The 18,089-nt window shown below is 67.7% G+C and carries 14 protein-coding genes; 2 read left to right on the forward strand and 12 right to left on the reverse strand.

All coding sequences use genetic code 11. The features are described 5' to 3' along the window. Window positions 1–2: 2 nt before the first annotated feature. From rlmH to sbcB, 7 genes are all read right to left on the reverse strand, one after another. A complete protein-coding gene (gene rlmH, locus AAAZ40_RS08765; protein WP_476660009.1) occupies window positions 3–470 on the reverse strand; it encodes a 23S rRNA (pseudouridine(1915)-N(3))-methyltransferase RlmH in 468 nt (155 codons plus the stop codon). Further along, a complete protein-coding gene (gene rsfS, locus AAAZ40_RS08770; RefSeq protein ID WP_476660010.1) occupies window positions 467–1,216 on the reverse strand; it encodes a ribosome silencing factor in 750 nt (249 codons plus the stop codon). The genes rlmH and rsfS overlap by 4 nt, the downstream gene beginning before the upstream one ends. Beyond that, window positions 1,213–1,953, reverse strand: coding sequence for a nicotinate (nicotinamide) nucleotide adenylyltransferase (nadD, locus tag AAAZ40_RS08775; protein ID WP_476660011.1), 741 nt, complete (start codon window positions 1,951–1,953; stop codon window positions 1,213–1,215). Before nadD ends, rsfS begins: the two co-directional genes overlap by 4 nt. Continuing rightward, complete coding sequence (gene hemF, locus AAAZ40_RS08780) at window positions 1,950–2,870, reverse strand: oxygen-dependent coproporphyrinogen oxidase (RefSeq protein ID WP_476660012.1); 921 nt, start codon at window positions 2,868–2,870, stop codon at window positions 1,950–1,952. Before hemF ends, nadD begins: the two co-directional genes overlap by 4 nt. Continuing rightward, window positions 2,867–4,147, reverse strand: coding sequence for a phosphoribosylamine--glycine ligase (gene purD / locus AAAZ40_RS08785; RefSeq protein WP_476661718.1), 1,281 nt, complete (start codon window positions 4,145–4,147; stop codon window positions 2,867–2,869). Before purD ends, hemF begins: the two co-directional genes overlap by 4 nt. Window positions 4,148–4,155: 8 nt before the next feature. Then, entirely contained in the window at window positions 4,156–4,881 is a 726-nt protein-coding gene (locus AAAZ40_RS08790; RefSeq protein WP_476660013.1) for a YebC/PmpR family DNA-binding transcriptional regulator, read from the reverse strand. Window positions 4,882–4,970: 89 nt separating this feature from the next. Further along, window positions 4,971–6,461, reverse strand: a complete 1,491-nt coding sequence (gene sbcB, locus AAAZ40_RS08795) for an exodeoxyribonuclease I (RefSeq protein WP_476660014.1) — start codon at window positions 6,459–6,461, stop codon at window positions 4,971–4,973. A 220-nt stretch (window positions 6,462–6,681) separates the two neighbouring features. On the opposite strand from sbcB, the gene AAAZ40_RS08800 reads away from it, so the two are divergent. Next, window positions 6,682–7,716 carry a WD40 repeat domain-containing protein gene (locus AAAZ40_RS08800; RefSeq protein ID WP_476660015.1) on the forward strand — a complete coding sequence of 345 codons (1,035 nt, stop codon included), beginning with the start codon at window positions 6,682–6,684 and terminating at the stop codon, window positions 7,714–7,716. Between the two features lie 41 nt (window positions 7,717–7,757). Here the strand turns inward: AAAZ40_RS08800 and clpA are convergent, their stop codons facing one another. From clpA to AAAZ40_RS08820, 4 genes are all read right to left on the reverse strand, one after another. Continuing rightward, a complete protein-coding gene (gene clpA / locus AAAZ40_RS08805) occupies window positions 7,758–10,103 on the reverse strand; it encodes an ATP-dependent Clp protease ATP-binding subunit ClpA (RefSeq protein ID WP_476660016.1) in 2,346 nt (781 codons plus the stop codon). A 78-nt stretch (window positions 10,104–10,181) separates the two neighbouring features. Continuing rightward, window positions 10,182–10,520 (reverse strand): ATP-dependent Clp protease adapter ClpS, encoded by a 339-nt coding sequence (gene clpS, locus AAAZ40_RS08810; RefSeq protein WP_476660017.1) that lies wholly within the window; start codon window positions 10,518–10,520, stop codon window positions 10,182–10,184. A gap of 247 nt (window positions 10,521–10,767) precedes the next feature. Then, entirely contained in the window at window positions 10,768–11,724 is a 957-nt protein-coding gene (locus tag AAAZ40_RS08815; protein ID WP_476660018.1) for an alpha-E domain-containing protein, read from the reverse strand. Window positions 11,725–11,738: 14 nt separating this feature from the next. Beyond that, the gene (locus AAAZ40_RS08820; protein ID WP_476660019.1) at window positions 11,739–13,187 is read right to left on the reverse strand and encodes a circularly permuted type 2 ATP-grasp protein; all 1,449 of its coding nucleotides are present in this window, start codon (window positions 13,185–13,187) and stop codon (window positions 11,739–11,741) included. A 357-nt stretch (window positions 13,188–13,544) separates the two neighbouring features. Between AAAZ40_RS08820 and AAAZ40_RS08825 the strand changes: the two genes are divergently transcribed. Next, complete coding sequence (locus AAAZ40_RS08825; protein WP_476660020.1) at window positions 13,545–16,907, forward strand: transglutaminase family protein; 3,363 nt, start codon at window positions 13,545–13,547, stop codon at window positions 16,905–16,907. A 28-nt stretch (window positions 16,908–16,935) separates the two neighbouring features. On the opposite strand, the gene AAAZ40_RS08830 is transcribed toward AAAZ40_RS08825, so the two are convergent. Further along, window positions 16,936–18,087, reverse strand: a complete 1,152-nt coding sequence (locus AAAZ40_RS08830) for a reverse transcriptase domain-containing protein (RefSeq protein ID WP_476660021.1) — start codon at window positions 18,085–18,087, stop codon at window positions 16,936–16,938. Window positions 18,088–18,089 lie beyond the last annotated feature (2 nt).

Consider the following 18,089-nt stretch of genomic DNA (forward strand, 5'->3'; position numbering starts at 1 on the left):
GTTTACTCGCGGTGGTAGGGGTGCCCGGCGTTGAGCGACCAGGCGCGGTAGAGTTGCTCGATCAGCAGCAGGCGCGCCAGCGCGTGCGGCAAGGTGAAGTCGGACAGGCGCAGGCTCTGCTGCGCAGCGGCCTTCAAGGCCGGGTCGATGCCGTCTGGGCCACCCATGAGCAGCGCCACGTCGACGCCCTGCTGCTGCCACTGCTGCCACTGGCGCGCCAGCGCGACCGTGGTGCAGGCGCTGCCGCGCTCGTCGAGCAGCACCAGCCGCGCCCCTTTGGGCAGCGCCGCTTCGATGCGCGCGCGCTCGGCCGCCAGCAGCTGCTCGACCGCCTTGTGGCCGCGCGGCTCGGCCTTGACCGTGCGCAACTCGAAGCGCGCCTCGGGCGGCAGCCGCTTGGCGAAATCGTCGCAGGCGGCTTGCGCCCAATCGGGCAGGCGCTGCCCTACGGCGACGAGCACCAGCTTCATGTCTTGGGCGGGGCGGGCTGGCGCGGCCTGGTCGCCTTGGCGGGCTTGGCCTTGGGCGCATCCTCAGCGGCTTTGGCCTTGGCGGGCTTGGCTTTGGCGGGTTTGGCCTTGGGCGCATCCTCAGCGGCTTTGGCCTTGGCGGGCTTGGCTTTGGCGGGCTTGGCCTTGGGCGCATCCTCAGCGGCTTTGGCCTTGGCGGGCTTGGCTTTGGGCTGGTCGGCGACGGGTTTGTCCTTGGCGGCGGCGGGTCGGGCCGCCGGGGCCGGCGCGCCAACCTTCAAGCGCACCGGCTTGCTGCCCCAGATTTCTTCCAGCCGGTAGTACTGGCGGATGCTGGGCTGCATCACGTGCACCACCACCGCACCGCAGTCCACGACGATCCACTCGCCGTTTTCTTCGCCCTCCACCCGCGGCTTGTCAAAGCCGGCCTCGCGCACCGCGTCGCACACGCTGGCCGCCAGCGCCTTGGTCTGCCGGTTGGAGGTGCCGCTGGCCACGATCACGCGCTCGAACAGCGCCGACAGCGCCTCGGTGTTGAAAACCCGGATGTCTTGCGCCTTCACGTCCTCCAGGCCATCGACGGCGGCGCGCTGCAGCTTTTGGGTATTGCGCTTGGCGGTGCTCTCGCTCTGCGGGCTGGCGGCTGGGGCGCCCAAGCTGGCCAGGACGGCTGAAGCCGCCGCGGTGCCGCGGCTGTTGGGGCCAGCGGTCTGGCGGCTGGGTGCGCTGCGGGTTGGGCTGCTCATTCTGGCTGTAGGTAAAGGTGATGATCGGAAATATACCGCGCCACGGCGGCCGGCACCAGCAGCTCGAGCGCGGGTGCCGCCTGGTGAGGCAGGTGCAATCGGCCGGGGTTGGCCTGGTCTGCAGGGCGGGTGCAATCCCCTTGGCCGCCTGGGGCGGCGCCCACGCCGCTCGAGCCACCCGAGCGCTGCACGCGCGCGCGCACCGCCGTGGCGCTGATCGGGTGCAGCGGCATGTGCAGGCGCGCGAAAGGCAGATCGACGCCGCTCAGATCGGGCTCGGCCACCGGCCCGTCGGCCACCCTGCCGTCGGCGTGCAGGGGCCGATTGGCCACCGCCAGCGTGGCATGGCGCAGCACCTCCTGCCAGCGCTGCCAGCTCTGGAAAGCGAGCAGCTGGTCGGCCCCCAACACCAGAAAAAGCTGCGCCCCCGGGTGTTCGGCGGCCAGTTCTTGCAAGGTGTCGGCGGTGTAGCTGGGGCCGGGGCGGTGGGTTTCGCGCGCGTCGATGTGCACGCGCTCGAGCCCATCAAAGGCCAGCCTGCACATCGCCAACCGGTGCGGCGCGGGCGTGAGCGGGCGGCTTTTGTGCCAGGCGTGGCCGGTTGGCAAAATGAGCAGCGCGTCGAGCGCCAGCTGGGCCAGCGCCGTTTCGGCCAGCGCCCGGTGCGCCCAGTGCGGCGGATCGAAGGCGCCACCAAACACGCCGATGCGCTGCGCGGCCGCTGGGGTGGCGCTCACAACCAGTCTCGCCGCAGCAAAAACTCGCTCGTCAGCCGGTGCTCGGGCGTGCCCACCGCCGGTTGTTCCTGGTAAGCCCAGCGCACCAGCGGCGGCATCGAAAGCAGAATGGATTCGCTGCGCCCGCCCGATTGCAGGCCAAAGTGGGTGCCGCGGTCCCACACCAGGTTGAACTCGACATAGCGGCCGCGCCGGTAGAGCTGAAACTGGCGCTCGCGCTCACCGTAGGGCATGTCGCGGCGCCGCTGCACCAGCGGCAGGTAGGCGTGCAAAAAGGCGTCGCCCACCGCTTGGGTGAGCGCCAGCCCGCCCTCGAAGCCGAGTTCGGACAGGTCGTCGTAGAAGATGCCGCCGATGCCGCGGGCCTCGTTGCGGTGCCTGAGGTAGAAGTAATCGTCGCACCAGGCCTTGAAGCGTGGGTATTTGTCGGCGCCAAAGGGGGCCAGGGCGGCGGCGCAGGTGCGGTGAAAGTGCTGCGCGTCTTCCTCGAAACCGTAATAGGGCGTGAGGTCCATGCCGCCGCCAAACCAGCTCACCGGCGCGCCGCCACCCGAAGGCAGCGCGGTGATCTGGCGCACGTTCATGTGCACCGTGGGCACGTAGGGGTTGCGCGGATGAAACACCAGCGAGACCCCGAGCGCTTCGAACGGCGCCCCGGCCAGTTCGGGCCGGTGCTGGGTGGCCGAAGGCGGCAGGCGCGGGCCCTGGACGTGCGAAAAACCGCAACCGGCGCGCTCGAACACCTCGCCGCCCTCCAGAATCTGCGTCACGCCATTGCCTTGCAAGGGCTCGCCGGGGGCCTTTTCCCAGGCGTCGGAGACAAAGCTCTGGCCGTCGATCTCGGTGATGGCCGAGGTGATGCGCTGCTGCAAGCCCAGCAGGTAGTCGCGCATGGCGGCAGTGGGCGCGCCGCTCATGCCGGCAAGGCCCTGAAGCCGATGTCGTGTCGGTATTGCATGCCAGGGTAGTGTACGCCCTGCACCAGTTGGTAGGCGCGGCGTTGCGCTTGCGCCACGTCGGCCCCAAGGGCGGTGGCGCACAGCACGCGCCCGCCGGCGGTGCACAGCTGCCCCTGTTGCAGGGCCGTGCCGGCATGGAACAGCACCGCGTCGGGGTCATCGGGGGCGCTGAGTGTGATGGCGTCGCCCGTGCGCGGCTGCTGTGGGTAGCCGTGCGCGGCCAGCACCACGCCCAGCGCCACGCGCTCATCCCATTGCAGCTCGATGTCGTGCAGGCGCTGCTCGGTGGCCGCCAGCAACACCGCGGCCAGATCGCTTTGCAGGCGCAGCAGGATCGGTTGCGTCTCGGGGTCGCCCAAGCGGCAGTTGAACTCGAGCGTGCGCACGCTGCCGTCGGGGCCGATCATCAGCCCGGCATAGAGGAAGCCGGTGTAGGGGATGCCGTCGGCGGCCATGCCGCGCAGCGTCGGCAAGATCACCTCGTCGAGCGCGCGCTGGTGCACCTCGGGCGTGACCACCGGAGCCGGCGAGTAGGCCCCCATGCCACCGGTGTTGGGGCCCAGGTCGGCGTCGAGCAGGCGCTTGTGGTCTTGGCTGCTGGCCAGCGCCAGCGCCTGCACGCCGTCGCAGAGCACGATGAAGCTGGCTTCTTCGCCCTGCAAAAAAGCTTCGATCACCACCCGCGCCCCGCCGGCGTTGTGGGCCAGCCCCGGCGCTTGGCCTTGCAGCATGAAGTCGATCGCGGCGTGCGCCTCGGCCAGCGTTTGTGCCACCACCACGCCCTTGCCAGCGGCCAAGCCATCGGCCTTGACGACGATCGGCGCGCCCATTTGCTCCACGTAGGCGTGGGCGGCGCGCGCGTCGGCAAAGACCTGGTAGGCCGCCGTCGGGATGCCGTGGCGCTGCATGAAGGCTTTGGAGTAGGCCTTGGAGCTCTCGAGCTGCGCCGCCGCCTGTGTGGGGCCAAAGATGCGCAGGCCGTGGGCGCGAAAGACATCGACGATGCCCGCCGCCAGCGGCCCCTCGGGGCCGACCACGGTCAGGGCGATGCCCTGCTGCTGCGCCCAGCGTGCGAGCTCGGTCGGGTCGCTGATGGGCACGTTTTGCAGCGCCGGGTCGAGCGCGGTGCCGCCGTTGCCCGGCGCCACGTAAACCTGCGCCACGAGCGGCGACTGCTTGAGCTTCCAGGCCAGCGCGTGTTCGCGTCCGCCACCGCCGACCACCAGCACCTTCAGTTCTGCGTTCATGGGTTGAGTTCTGCGTTGTGATAGACGTTTTGCACGTCGTCGAGGTCTTCCAGGGCGTCGAGCAGTTTTTGCATGCGCAGCGCGTCGTCGCCGCTCAAGGCCACTGGGTTGTCGGCGCGCAGCGTCACTTCGGCCAGCTCGGGGCGCAGACCGGCGCCCTGCAGCGCCTGCTGCACGGCCTCGAAATCGGCCACCGCCGTGAGCACCTCGAAGGCGCCGTCGTCGCTGCCGAGCACGTCTTCGGCCCCGGCTTCCAGCGCCACCTCAAACAGCCGCTCTTCGGGCACGCCGGGGGCGAAGATGAACTGGCCGCAGTGCTTGAACTGGAACGCCACCGAGCCTTCGGTGCCCAGGTTGCCGCCGTGCTTGCTGAAGGCGTGGCGCACTTCGGCCACCGTGCGCACGCGGTTGTCGGTCATGGTTTCGACGATCACGGCCGCGCCGGCGATGCCGTAGCCTTCGTAGCGGATCTCCTCGTACTGCACGCCTTCGAGGTTGCCGGTGGCCTTGTCGATGTTGCGCTTGATGGTGTCGGCCGGCATGTTGGCCGCCTTGGCCTTGTCGATCGCCAGCCGCAGGCGCGGGTTGGCCGCAGTGTCGCCGCCGCCCTGGCGCGCCGCCACCATGATTTCGCGGATCACGCGGGTCCAGACCCGGCCGCGTTTTTCATCCTGGCGCCCCTTGCGGTGCTGGATGTTGGCCCATTTGGAATGCCCTGCCATGGCTCAAGCCTCGAATGGATAAAAAATTGGGGCTGCCGCCCGAAGCGGTGGCAGCAAACCCTCCATTGTAAGGGGCTGGAGGGTGGGGGCTAGGTCAGGGCCTCGGCCAGGGTCTGAGAGTAGTCGTGCAATTCGCCCAGAATGGCTTCGGCGCGTTCGTCGCCGCGCTCGCCGGCCTGCTCGGCCAGCTCGTCGATGCGCGCCATCTGGCGCTCCAGCGTCAGCGCCCCGCCTTGGCCATGCAGCAGCCGCGCCTGGCAGTGCGCGCGCCAGCGCGCCTGTTCGTCGGCACTGAGCAGCTCGGGGAAATTGCGCGCCCGATAGCGCCACACCAGCTCGGCCAGGCGCGGGTCGTCAAATGGCGTGCGCGTCCACGCCGGGCCGTCGGCTGGTTGCTGGCGCAACTCCAGCAGGCGCAGGCGGTCGGCGTCGCCCACGAAGCCACCATACAGATCCTGCTCGGGGTCTGGCTGGGCGGCGGTCTGAGCAGCCGCGTGGGCGGTTTGGGTGCCGCCGTCGCGCTCATAGACCGCGCGCCAGAGCGCGCTCAAATCGGGCAACATCGCGGCGCGCTCAGCGTGGCGCAGCCCCTGCTCCAGATCGATGCCCCAGCGCTGCGCCAGCTCGGGGCGCAGGGTTTTGAGTGTGCCCACCACCATGGGCGATTTGTTCAGGTGCACGCTCTTGAGCGGCAGGCGCTTGACCCCCGCAGGCAGGTCCTCAGGGCGCACAAAGAGCCGCGCGCGCACCTCGGCGGCGTTGAGCGTGGCCAGCTCGGCGGGGTCGTGGGCCAGGTCCCAGGCCAGCAGCTCGTTGCGGTTGCTGGGGTGGCTGGCCAGCGGCCACATCAGCGCCAGGCAGCCGCGCTCGGGCGGGAAAAACCCCGACACGTGCAAAAAAGGCTGGGCCCGCTGCGGCGTGGTCGGCAGCCCCAGCTCGTGCGCCACCTGCTCTTTTTTGTGCAGACCAAAGGCAAAGTCGAACAAACGCGGCTGGCGCTGGCGCAGCAGCCGCGCCAAGCCCAGCGTCGCGTACACATCGGACAGGGCATCGTGCGCCGCCCCGTGCTCGATGCCGTTGGCGCGCGCCAGGTCTTCGAGCCTGAAGCTGGGCCGGCCGTCGGCCTTGAGCGGCCACTGCAAGCCCTCGGGGCGCAGGGCGTAGCACAGGCGCAGCACGTCGAGCAGATCCCAGCGGCCGCAGCCGTTTTTCCACTCGCGCGCGTAGGGGTCGAGCAGGTTGCGCCAGAGCATGAAGCGGGTGAATTCGTCGTCAAAGCGGATTGAGTTGAAACCCACGCCCACGGTGCCGGGCTGCCCCAGCTCGGCCTCGATGCGCTGGGCGAACTCGTGCTCGGGCAGGCCGTGTTGCAGGCACTGCTGCGGCGTGATGCCGGTGATGAGGCAGCTCTCGGGGTCGGGCAGATAGTCGGGCGCCGGGCGGCAGTAGAACATCAGCGGCGCGCCGATGGGGTTGAGCTCGGCGTCGGTGCGCACGGCGCCAAACTGCGCCGGCCGATCCAGCCGCGCCTTGGCGCCAAAGGTTTCGTAGTCGTGCCAAAGAAAGGTGTGTGGCTTCATGAGGTGCTATTAAAGCCCAAGTCGTGCGCGGCCCTGGGTGGCAGCGAAACCGCCAGCTCATCCCCAGCTGGCACAGCGCCCCCTCGACCGCGGGCCGGTTGCGCCCGCCCGATGCGTTATGCTGGCAGACTCCTGCCGCACCCCGCCCCGTTGCTTCGCTCTTGCTGCCCGCCTTGCTGCCGATGACTGTCTCGCTCTCTGCCCCGATTTGCGCCACGCCATGAACCCCTCATTGCCCCCTGCTGCCCCGGAGCAGCCCCCGGTTTGGCACCCCAACCGCAGGCTGGTGCTGCGCGGCGCATTGGCCAGTCTGGGCGCCTTGGGCAGCCTGGGGCTGAGCGGCTGCGCCGAAGCGCCGCACCAAACCGTGGCGCTGGGCTACGGCGGCGTGCTGTCGATGCGCCTGAGCGCCGACGGCGAGCAGGTGCTGGTCGGCTCGGTGCAGCAAGGCGCCGGGCTGTGGCACTGGCGCACCCAGCAGCGCCTGGCCACCCTGAGCCACGCCGAGCAAGAGCTGGCGCAGGTGTTTGCCAGCGCCTTTGCCCCAGACGGCACGCGCGGTGTGACGGCCGAGCGCCACAACCTGGTGCATTGGGATTTGGGCACTGGCCGCGTGCTTGGCCACTGGAGCGCACAGGCCAGCGTACGCAGCGTGGCGGTGGCCAACCGGGGCCGACGCATTCTGGCCGGCCTGAACTCGCGCGAAGCCTGGCTGCTCGACGGCCACAACGTGCGCCTGCCGGTGGTCATCCCGCACGCCGAGGCGGTGCGCGCGGTGGACATCAGCGCCGACGCGGCCTTGGGCGCGACCGGCGCCGACGACGGCCTGCTGCGCGCTTGGGACCTGGAGCGGGGCGCGGCCTTCATCACTTGGAAATTCGAGGCCCCGGTGACCACCGCCGTGTTCTCGCCCGACCGGCGGCTCCTGTTTGCCGGCCCGGCGCACGGCCAAGGGCGGATCTGGGACCTGGCCCAGGGCACCGTGCTGCACCCGACCTTGGGCGGAGTGCGCGGCGGCTTCAGCCAGGCGCGGTTTTCGGCCGATGGCGCGCTGCTGCTCACCGCCGCCGCCAACGGCCAGATCAACCTGTGGACGGTGCAAAGCGGGCAGCTGCGGCAAAGCTGGCAACTGCCGCGCTCGCCCTTGGACCGCACCGAGCGCCTGGGCGTGCTCGATATCGGCTTCGATGCGCAAACCCGTCAGGTGCTGGTCGCCGCGACCAGCGGCCAAGTGCTGGTCTGGCGGCTGGGTTGAGCCCCAGCCCCAGCCCCCAGCCCCCAGCCCAGCATCGGTCTTCAGTCGGCCGTGGCCTCTTCGGGTTCGGCCGGTTCGGCGCGGGCTTGGCGCTCTTTTTTGCTCAGCGGCTGAATGTCGAGCTTGACTTCGGGCTTTTCTGGGTTGCTGGTGTCGATGTCCACCTCGAGCCGCCCGCCTTCGGTCAGGCGGCCAAACAGCAGCTCGTCGGCCAGCGAGCGCCGGATGGTGTCCTGGATCAGGCGCTGCATCGGGCGCGCGCCCATCAGCGGGTCGAAGCCCTTGGCGGCCAGGTGCTTGCGCAAGGCGTCGCTGAAGCTGACCTCGACCTTTTTCTCGGCCAGTTGCTGCTCGAGCTGCAGCAGGAATTTGTCCACCACGCGCATGATGACCTGCTCATCGAGCGCCTTGAAGCCGACGATGGCGTCGAGCCGGTTGCGAAACTCGGGCGTGAACAGGCGCTTGATGTCGGCCATTTCGTCGCCGGCCTGGCGCACGTTGGTGAAACCGATGGCCGCCTTGTTCATGGTCTCGGCGCCGGCGTTGGTGGTCATGATCAGGATCACGTTGCGAAAATCCGCCTTGCGCCCGTTGTTGTCGGTCAGGGAGCCGTGGTCCATCACCTGCAGCAGCACGTTGAAAATGTCGGGGTGCGCCTTCTCGATCTCGTCGAGCAGCAGCACACAGTGCGGCTTCTTGCTGATGGCCTCGGTGAGCAAGCCACCCTGGTCGAAACCCACATAGCCGGGGGGCGCGCCGATCAGCCGGCTCACGGCGTGGCGCTCCATGTATTCGGACATATCGAAGCGCGTCAGCTCGATGCCCAGGATGAAGGCCAGTTGCTTGGCGGCCTCGGTCTTGCCCACGCCGGTGGGGCCGCTGAACAGAAAGGCGCCGATCGGCTTGTCGGGCTTGCCCAGCCCCGATCGCGCCATTTTCACGCTGGCCGCCAGCAGCTCGAGCGCCTTGTCTTGCCCGAACACCACCGCCTTGAGGTCGCGCTCCAGGGTTTGCAGCTTGCCGCGGTCGTCGCTGCTCACGCTGGCGGGCGGAATGCGCGCGATCTTGGCGACGATTTCCTCCACCTCGGCCTTGCCGATGGTTTTCTTGCGCTTGGACGGGGTGAGGATGCGCTGCGCCGCGCCGGCCTCGTCGATCACGTCGATGGCCTTGTCGGGCAGGTGGCGGTCGTTGATGTACTTGGCCGAAAGCTCGGCCGCCGCCTGCAGCGCCGCCGCCGCGTACTTGACGCTGTGGTGCTCTTCGAAACGGCTTTTCAGGCCCTTGAGAATGTCGATGGTCTGCGCCACCGTGGGCTCGACCACATCGATTTTCTGGAAGCGGCGGCTGAGCGCGGCGTCTTTCTCGAAAATGCCGCGGTACTCGGTGAAGGTGGTGGCGCCGATGCACTTGAGCACGCCGCTCGAGAGCGCCGGCTTGAGCAGGTTGGAGGCATCGAGCGTGCCGCCCGAGGCCGCGCCGGCGCCGATCAGGGTGTGGATCTCGTCGATGAACAAAATCGCGTTGGGCTTGTCTTTGAGCGACTTGAGCACGCCCTTGAGGCGCTGCTCGAAATCGCCGCGGTACTTGGTGCCCGCCAGCAGCGAACCCATGTCGAGCGCATAGACGGTGGCCTCGGCCAGCACCTCGGGCACTTCTTTTTGCACGATGCGCCAGGCCAGGCCCTCGGCGATCGCCGTCTTGCCTACCCCGGCCTCGCCCACCAGCAGCGGGTTGTTCTTGCGCCGGCGGCACAGAATCTGGATCACGCGCTCGACCTCGTAGTCGCGGCCGATGAGAGGGTCGATCTTGCCGTCGCGCGCCAGCACGTTGAGGTTTTGCGTGAACTGCTCGAGCGGCGAGGCCTTCTCGGGGGCTTTGCTCTCGCCGCTGGCTTCCTCGTTGTCGGCGGCGCCGCCCTCGGAGGGCTTGGCGGGCTCGGGCGGGTCGCTCTTCTTGATGCCGTGGGCGATGTAGTTGACCACGTCGAGCCGGCTCACGCCCTGCTGGTGCAGGTAGTAAACGGCGTGCGAGTCTTTCTCGCCAAAGATCGCCACCAGCACATTGGCGCCGGTGACTTCCTTCTTGCCGTTGCCGGTGCTCTGCACGTGCATGATGGCGCGCTGGATCACACGCTGGAAGCCCAGCGTGGGCTGGGTGTCGACCTCGTCGGCCCCGGCGACCTGAGGCGTGTTGTCCTTGATGAAGTGCGACAAGGACTTGCGCAACTCGTCAAGTTTGGCCGAACAGGCGCGCAACACATCGGCGGCGCTGGGGTTGTCGAGCAGGGCCAACAGCAGGTGCTCGACGGTGATGAATTCGTGGCGCTGCTGGCGCGCTTCCACGAAGGCCATGTGCAAGCTGACTTCGAGTTCCTGGGCGATCATGGTGCGTTTCCTTCAGTCTAGCCTGTAATTTACTGCGATTTGCGGCATCTGTGCGCAGCAATTGGGGCAAATCCGCCCTTATTCAATGGGTTCAGACACGCACTGCAGCGGGTGGCCGTGGTGCGCCGCGGCTTGCAGCACCTGATCGACCTTGGTCTGGGCCACGTCGCGCGTGAACACGCCACACACCCCTCGCCCTTCGAGGTGGATTTTGAGCATGATCTGGGTCGCGTGCTCGCGGTCTTTGTTGAAAAACTCCTGCAGCACCTGCACCACGAACTCCATCGGGGTGAAGTCGTCGTTGAGCAGCAGCACCTGGTGCAGCTTGGGTGGGCGCACGCGCTGGCGGCGGCGCTCGAGCACCGTGGCACCGTCGTCTGCAGGCAACCGTGGTTTGAGGTCGGGCTGAATAGGCATAGCGGAATTTTACGCAGCTATACGTTCGCCTGCAGGCTGTCTGAACTGACTTAGGGGCAGGCTGGGGCAGGAAAACACCACCGCAGCCGTCTTTCCACGCGTACGCGCACGGGTCACGCAGGTTGCGCCAGAGCAGGAAGCGCGTGAACTCGTGGTAAAACCCGATGCAGTTGCAGCCCACCACCCGTGCTGCCGTGCGGCAGTGGAGCTCGATCGGCGCGCCTATGGGCCGCAACTCGGCACCGGCTTACGGCACCGGCATCAGGAAGTTCTGGCTGATGCGCTGCCCGAGCAGGCTGACGCGGTCGAGGAACTGCGTCAGAAAGGCGTGCAAGCCGTTGGCCAGGATCTCTTCCACACGGCCAAATTGCAATTCGGCGCGCAACTTGCCGGCGTGGCGCTCGGTTTCGGCCGACGACTCGTTGCGCACGGCGCGCAGGTTGTTCACCACCTCGTTCATGCACGCCAGCAGGCTGCGTGGCATATCGGGGCGCAGAATCAGCAGTTCAGCCACACGTTCGGGCGTGATCAGGGTGCGGTAGACCTTGCGGTAGACGTCAAAGGCGCTGACGCTGCGCAGAATCGCGCTCCAATGGTAAAAATCCAGTTCTTGCTCGGGCCGCCCCATGCTGCCGTAGAGCTCGTTGTGGGCACTCTGAAACTTGACGTCGATCAGCCGCGCGGTGTTGTCGGCGCGCTCCAGGAAGGTGCCCAGGCGGTAAAAGTGAAACGCCTCGTCTTGCAGCATGGTGCCTACCGCCACCCCGCGCGAGAGGTGCGAGCGGTACTTGACCCATTCAAAAAACTCCGACGGGTCCTTGGCTATGCTGGCATTGCGCAATCGGCGCTGCAGCTCAAGCCAGGTCTGGTTTTGCGTCTCCCACAGCTCGGTGGTCAGGACGCCGCGCACGGCGCGGGCGTTTTCGCGCGCGGCACGCAGGCAACTGACGATGCTCGACGGGCTGTCTTCGTTGCACACCATGAAGTGCAGCACCTTGGCCGGGGTGACTTCGCCGTACTGCTGCTGGTAGGCCGGCATCAGCTCGCAAATGCGCAACAGCCCGGCCCAACCAGCCTCGGCCATGGCGCTGGGTTGCGGCAACAAGGCGCTTTGGTGGTTGACGTCGAGGATGCGCGCGGTGTTTTCGGCGCGTTCGGTGTAGCGCGCCATCCAGAACAGGTGGTCGGCAGTGCGTGACAACATGGCTCGCGTCTCCGTCAGGTTTCCAGTATCCAGGTGTCTTTGGTGCCGCCGCCCTGGGACGAGTTGACCACCAGCGAGCCGGCCTTGAGCGCAACCCGCGTCAGGCCGCCGGGCACGATTTGCACTTTCTTGCCGCTCAGCACAAAGGGCCGCAGGTCGATGTGGCGTGGCGCAATGCCTTCCTCGACGTAGGTTGGGCAGGTCGACAGGCTCAGGGTAGGCTGGGCAATGTAGCCTTGCGGGTTGGCCAGCAGCGCGGCGCGGAAGGCCTCGATTTCTGCACCGCTGGCCGCCGGGCCCACCAACATGCCGTAGCCGCCAGCCCCGTGCACCTCCTTGACCACGAGCTCCTTCAGGTGCGCCAGCATGTAGGCCAAATCCTCGCTGTTGCGGCCCTGAAAGGTCGGTACGTTTTGCAGGATCGGGCGCTCGCCGAGGTAAAACTCGATCATCTGCGGCACGTAGGGGTAGATCGACTTGTCGTCGGCCACGCCGGTGCCGATGGCATTGCAAAGCGTCACGCGGCCTTTGCGGTAGGCCTGCAGCAAGCCCGGGCAGCCGAGGGTGGAGTCGCTCCGAAAGGCGTTCGGGTCCAGGAAGTCGTCGTCGACGCGGCGGTAAATCACGTCGATGCGGCGCGGGCCGCGCGTAGTGCGCATGTAGACGAAGTCGTCCTTGACGAACAAGTCCTGGCCTTCCACCAGCTCGACGCCCATTTGTTGCGCCAGGAAGGCGTGCTCGAAATAGGCGCTGTTGTACATGCCGGGCGTGAGCAAGACCACAGTCGGCTCGGTGGTATGGGCCGGGCTGACGGCGCGCAGGGTGTCGAGCAACCAGTCCGGGTAGTGGTCGACCGGCGCGACGCGGTTTTCGCTGAACAGTGCGGCAAACAGGCGCATCATCATCTTGCGGTCTTCGAGCATGTAGCTCACGCCGCTGGGCACGCGCAGGTTGTCTTCGAGCACGTAGTACTCGGCCCCCTCGGCGCTGCCGGGGCGCGGCGCGCGCACGATGTCGATGCCCGCAATGTGCGCGTAGACGCCGCCACGCACGGCCACGCCGCGCATTTCGGGCCGCAACTGCGCGTTGCCGGCGATCTGTTCCTGCGGCACGATGCCCGCGCGCACAATTTCCTGGCCGTGGTAGATGTCGTGGATGAAGCGGTTCAGGGCATTGACGCGCTGGATCAGCCCTTGCTCGATGCTGCGCCACTCGTGCGCCGGGATCACGCGCGGAATCAGGTCAAAGGGGATCAGGCGTTCGGTGCCAGCACCGTTTTCGTCCTTCTCGCCATAGACCGCAAAGGTGATGCCGACGCGGCGAAAAATCATCTCGGCTTGCTCGCGCATGTCGGCCATGGCCGCGGCGGGCTGCTCGGCCAGCCAGCGTGCATAGGCCTGGTAGTGCGCCCGTACCTGCCCGCAGGCGTCGTACATTTCGTCGTATGGAAGGGGGCTGCTCATGGTGACAGGGGGAGGCAAACGGTGCGCTCCTGCAAGCCTGCCAAGCAAAATCCAGGCCAGCCCTGCCGGCAGCGGCCCTGGTTTGTTGCTTGGCCCCATCGCCCTCCCTCTCCCCCTGCCCTTGCCCCAGGCACGCAGCCCAACGCACCGCGCTGGGGCAAACGCCGCACAAGCTGCACCATCTTGGGCCTGCGCCGGGTTGCCATGCCCGGTGCCGGGGCGCAGCGGCTGCAATGAGCCCTGGCGCAATCCTTGCTTGCATGCACAGTGCCCGCTTGCCAGCAAGCGCTTGCCCCGCGCGGGTGGCGCTGCCGGCCCGCCCTTTACCGGTGCAACCCAAATCAGCGAAAGTCTGCCATGCCGATCCATGTTGCCCTCAACCACGTCACCCACTACCGCTACGACCGCTGGGTGAAACTGGCCCCGCAGGTGCTGCGGCTGCGCCCGGCACCGCACACGCGCTCGCAGGTGCTGTCGTACGCGCAACGCATCGAGCCTGCCGAGCATTTCATCAACTGGCAGCAAGACCCGTTCGCCAATTACCTGGCCCGGGTGGTGTTCCCGCAGCCCATGCGCAGCTTTCAGGTCACCATCGATCTGGTGCTGGAAATGGCGGTGCACAACCCGTTCGACTTCTTTCTGGAGCCCTACGCCGAAACCTTCCCCTTTGCCTACCCGAGCGACTTGCAGACCGAACTGGCACCTTACCTGGAAGCCGCCCCAGCCGGGCCGCACTTGCAGGCGTATCTGGCCCCCACGCGCGCCCAGTTGGCGGGCGCAGCGGCGCGCACGGTGGACTTTCTGGTCGCGCTCAACCAGCAACTGCAACGCGATATTGCCTACACCATACGGCTCGAACCTGGTGTGCAAACGCCGGAACAAACCTTGGGCCGCGCCACCGGCTCGTGCCGCGACAGCGCCTGGCTGCTGGTGCAGATGCTGCGCCAGTTGGGGCTGGCGGCGCGCTTCGTCTCGGGCTACCTGATTCAACTCAAGCCCGACGTCAAGCCCACCGACGGCCCGGCTGGCGCGGCGCAGGACTTTTGCGACCTGCACGCCTGGTGCGAGGTCTATTTGCCCGGCGCGGGCTGGATCGGGCTCGACCCGACCTCGGGCCTGCTGGCTGGCGAGGGCCATATTCCCCTGGCCTGCACGCCACAGCCTTCGAGCGCGGCCCCGATCAGCGGTGCGCTGGACGAATGCGAAGTCGCGTTCGAGCACCAGATGCGGCTCGAGCGCGTACACGAAAGCGCGCGCGTGACCAAGCCCTACAGCGAGGCGCAGTGGCAGGCAATTCATGCTTTGGGGCAGCAAGTCGACGCCGAGCTCGAGCGCGGCGACGTGCGCCTGACCATGGGCGGCGAGCCCACGTTCGTCAGCAGCAGCGAGCGCGACGCGCCGCAGTGGAACACCACTGCGCTGGGCCCGAGCAAGCGCCGCTACGCGCTGGAGCTGCTGCAGCGCTTGCGCGAACGCTACGGCGCCGGCGGCATCGTCCATTTGGGCCAGGGCAAGTGGTACCCGGGCGAGCCCCTGCCGCGCTGGGCGCTGTCGCTCTACTGGCGCACCGACGCCGAGCCGATCTGGCACAACCCAGCGCTGCTGGACGGCGAACACGCGCCCCAGCGCTGCGACAGCGCCGACGCACAGCGCTTCATCGCTGCCTTGGCGCAGCGCCTCGGCCTGGGTTTGGAGACCGTCCAGCCGGCTTACGAAGACAGTTGGTACCACCTCTGGCGCGAAGGCCGACTGCCGCTCAACGTGGACCCGCTCGAAGCCCGGCTCGACGACGAACTCGAACGCGCCCGCCTGCGCCGCGTCTTTCGCCAGGGGCTGGACGCCGTGGTCGGCTACGCCCTGCCCTTGCAGGCACAGCCCGCTGCGCCGGGCTCGTGTGCCGCCAGCAGCCGTTGGCGCAGCGGGCCTTGGTTCCTGCGCGAGCAGCGCCTGTACCTGATTCCTGGCGATTCACCCATGGGCTACCGCCTGCCGCTGGACGCGCTGCCCTGGGTGGCAGCGAGCGACTGCCCCTTGCCCACCGAGCCCGACCCGGCTCAGCCACGCCCCGACTTACCCGCCGCCAGCGCCCTGCGCCTACGCTATGCGCAGCCTCCCCTGGGCAGCGCCGCAGCGCCGGCTGTGGCGGCGCGCATGCCGCAGCGCGGTGAATCTGCCGCCTGGCTGGTGCGCACCGCCCTGTGCGTGGAAGCGCGCGACCCGCAACGCGGCAACGGCTGCGAACCCGACCCCAAGGAGGGCAGTGCGCCGCAGTCGTGCCTGTACGTCTTCATGCCACCGCTGCCCGAGCTGGAAGACTACCTCGACCTGCTCGCCGCCGTCGAGGCCACGGCCGCGCAGTTGGGGCTGCCGATCGTGCTGGAGGGCTACCCACCGCCACGCGATGCGCGCTTGCAGATGCTGCAAGTCACACCCGACCCAGGCGTGATCGAGGTCAACATCCACCCGGCCCGGCATTGGGGTGAACTGGTCGAACGCACCGAGTTTTTGTACGAGGCGGCGCAGCAAGTGGGCTTGTGCGCCGAGAAGTTCCTCATCGACGGGCGCCACACCGGCACCGGGGGCGGCAACCATTTCGTGCTCGGTGCAGCCACGCCGCTCGACAGCCCCTTTTTGCGCCGCCCCGAATTGTTGGCCAGCCTGCTGGCCTACTGGCACAACCACCCCAGCCTGAGCTACCTGTTCAGCGGCCTGTTCATCGGCCCGACCAGCCAGGCCCCGCGCGTGGACGAAGCGCGCAACGACCAGGTGTACGAGCTCGAGATCGCACTCAGCCAGATCGAACGCAGCCGCGAACTTTACGGGCAGCAGATGCCGCCCTGGCAAGTGGACCGCTGCTTGCGCAACATCCTGGTCGATGTCAGCGGCAACACGCACCGCAGCGCGTTCAGCATCGACAAGCTGTACAGCCCCGACGGGCCGAGTGGACGCTTGGGGCTGCTCGAACTGCGCGCTTTCGAGATGCCACCGCACGCGCGCATGAGCCTGGTGCAGCAACTGCTGTTGCGCGCACTCGTGGCCCGGTTCTGGCAGCAACCTGGGCGCGCTCGCCTCACGCGCTGGGGCACCCAACTGCACGACCGCTTCCTGCTGCCGACTTTTGTGCGCCTGGACTTTGAGGACGTACTCGACGACCTGGCGCAACACGGCTTTGGTTTTGAACGCGCCTGGTTCGAGCCGCACTTCGAGTTTCGCTTTCCACTCATCGGCCAACTGGCGGCGCGCGGCATGGTGCTGACGCTGCGCCACGCGCTCGAACCCTGGCATGTGCTGGGCGAGGAAGGCTCGACCCACGGCACCGTGCGCTACGTCGATTCTTCCGTCGAGCGGCTGGAGGTCAAGCTCAGCGGCTACAACGACAGCCGCTATGCTCTGGGCGTCAACGGGCGCGCGCTGCCGCTGCACCCCAGTGGCCTGGCGGGCGAATACGTGGCTGGCGTGCGCTTCAAGGCCTGGAACCCGGCTTCCAGCCTGCACCCGGGCGTGGGCGTGCACGCACCCCTGACCTTCGACATTTTCGACACCTGGCTGGGGCGCTCGGTGGGCGGCTGCCAATACCACGTCATGCACCCGGGCGGGCGCAACCACGAACGCCTGCCAGTCAACGCCTTCGAAGCCGAGAGCCGGCGCCTGGAACGCTTCTTCCGCATGGGGCACACCCCGGGCACGCTGGCGCTGCAAGCCACGCAGCCGAGCCGGTAGGCCTGTTCGAATTGTTTGCGACGCGTGATCACATTGCGTGCGACGGAACTGGGTTTTGTTCGGATTGCGTGCGACATTCGGCGGCGTTTTGCTCGGATTGCGTGTGACATTGGGCGGCGTTTTGCTCGGATTGCGTGCGACATTGGGCGGCAGTTTTACGGGCGAGGATGAGGTCGCCCAGGGCGGATTCGACACTGCGGCGGGCGCTGCAGTGTTTGGCGTAGGCAAGGAAGGACTTGACGCGCTGGCGCACGTAGTCGAGGTCGATGTGGCCGTCGTGGTAGTCGGCGGCCATGTGCTTGAAGGCCAGGCGCGCGCGCTTGATGTTGCGCTTGCGCGGCAGGATGTGGGTGGGCCAGATGCGGTAGCCGCAAAAGTCGATGCCGCGCTGCCAGGGATGGATGCCGGTCTTGGGGTTGAGCGTCAGGGCCAGGCCATTGACGGCTGCACCGAGATCGCGCAGGGCGCGCTGTGCGCTGGCTTTGTCGGGCAGGATGGCGACAAAGTCGTCCATGTAGCGGGCGTAGAAGCGCAGACCGAGTTCGTCTTTGGCGATGTGGTCGAGCCGGTTGAGCACGATGTTGGCGGCGAGCTGACTGGTGAGCGCACCGACGGGCAGGCCGACTCCGCCTTCGTGGCCGTAGCCGCCGATGACGGCGCGCCAGAGCCAGAGCACGTCGCGGTCGGCGATGGTGCGCTCGATTTCTGCCATAAGGACGTCGTGCCGGATGCTGGCGAAGTATTTGCTGATATCGGCCTTGAGGACGTAGGCGCGCTCGCCCCAGGCGCGCTTGGCAACGCGCATGAAGTGTTGCACACGCGCCACAGCCGCTTGCGTGCCTTTGCCGCTGCGGCAGGCGTAGGTGTCGGCGATGAAGCCGGCCTCGAACAGGGGTTCGACGCGGCGCACCAGGGCGTGGTGCAGCACGCGGTCGGCAAAGGGCGGGGCTTGAATCTGGCGCCGCTTGGGCTCGAAGACGACGAAGGCGCGCGCGGCGCCGGGCTGCCAACTGCGCCAAACGAGGTGGTTGTGCAGGTTGATGAGGTTTTCTTCGAGGTTGAGGGCGTAGCGCATGACGTCGGGGCTGTAGCGCTTGCCCATGCGCGCAGCGCGGTAGGCGGCGTGCAGGTTTTCGAAGGCGATGAGATCAGGCCAAAGGCCGTTGTGGGTGCGGGGCATGG

This window comes from Serpentinimonas sp. SMBJO2, from assembly GCF_056341105.1.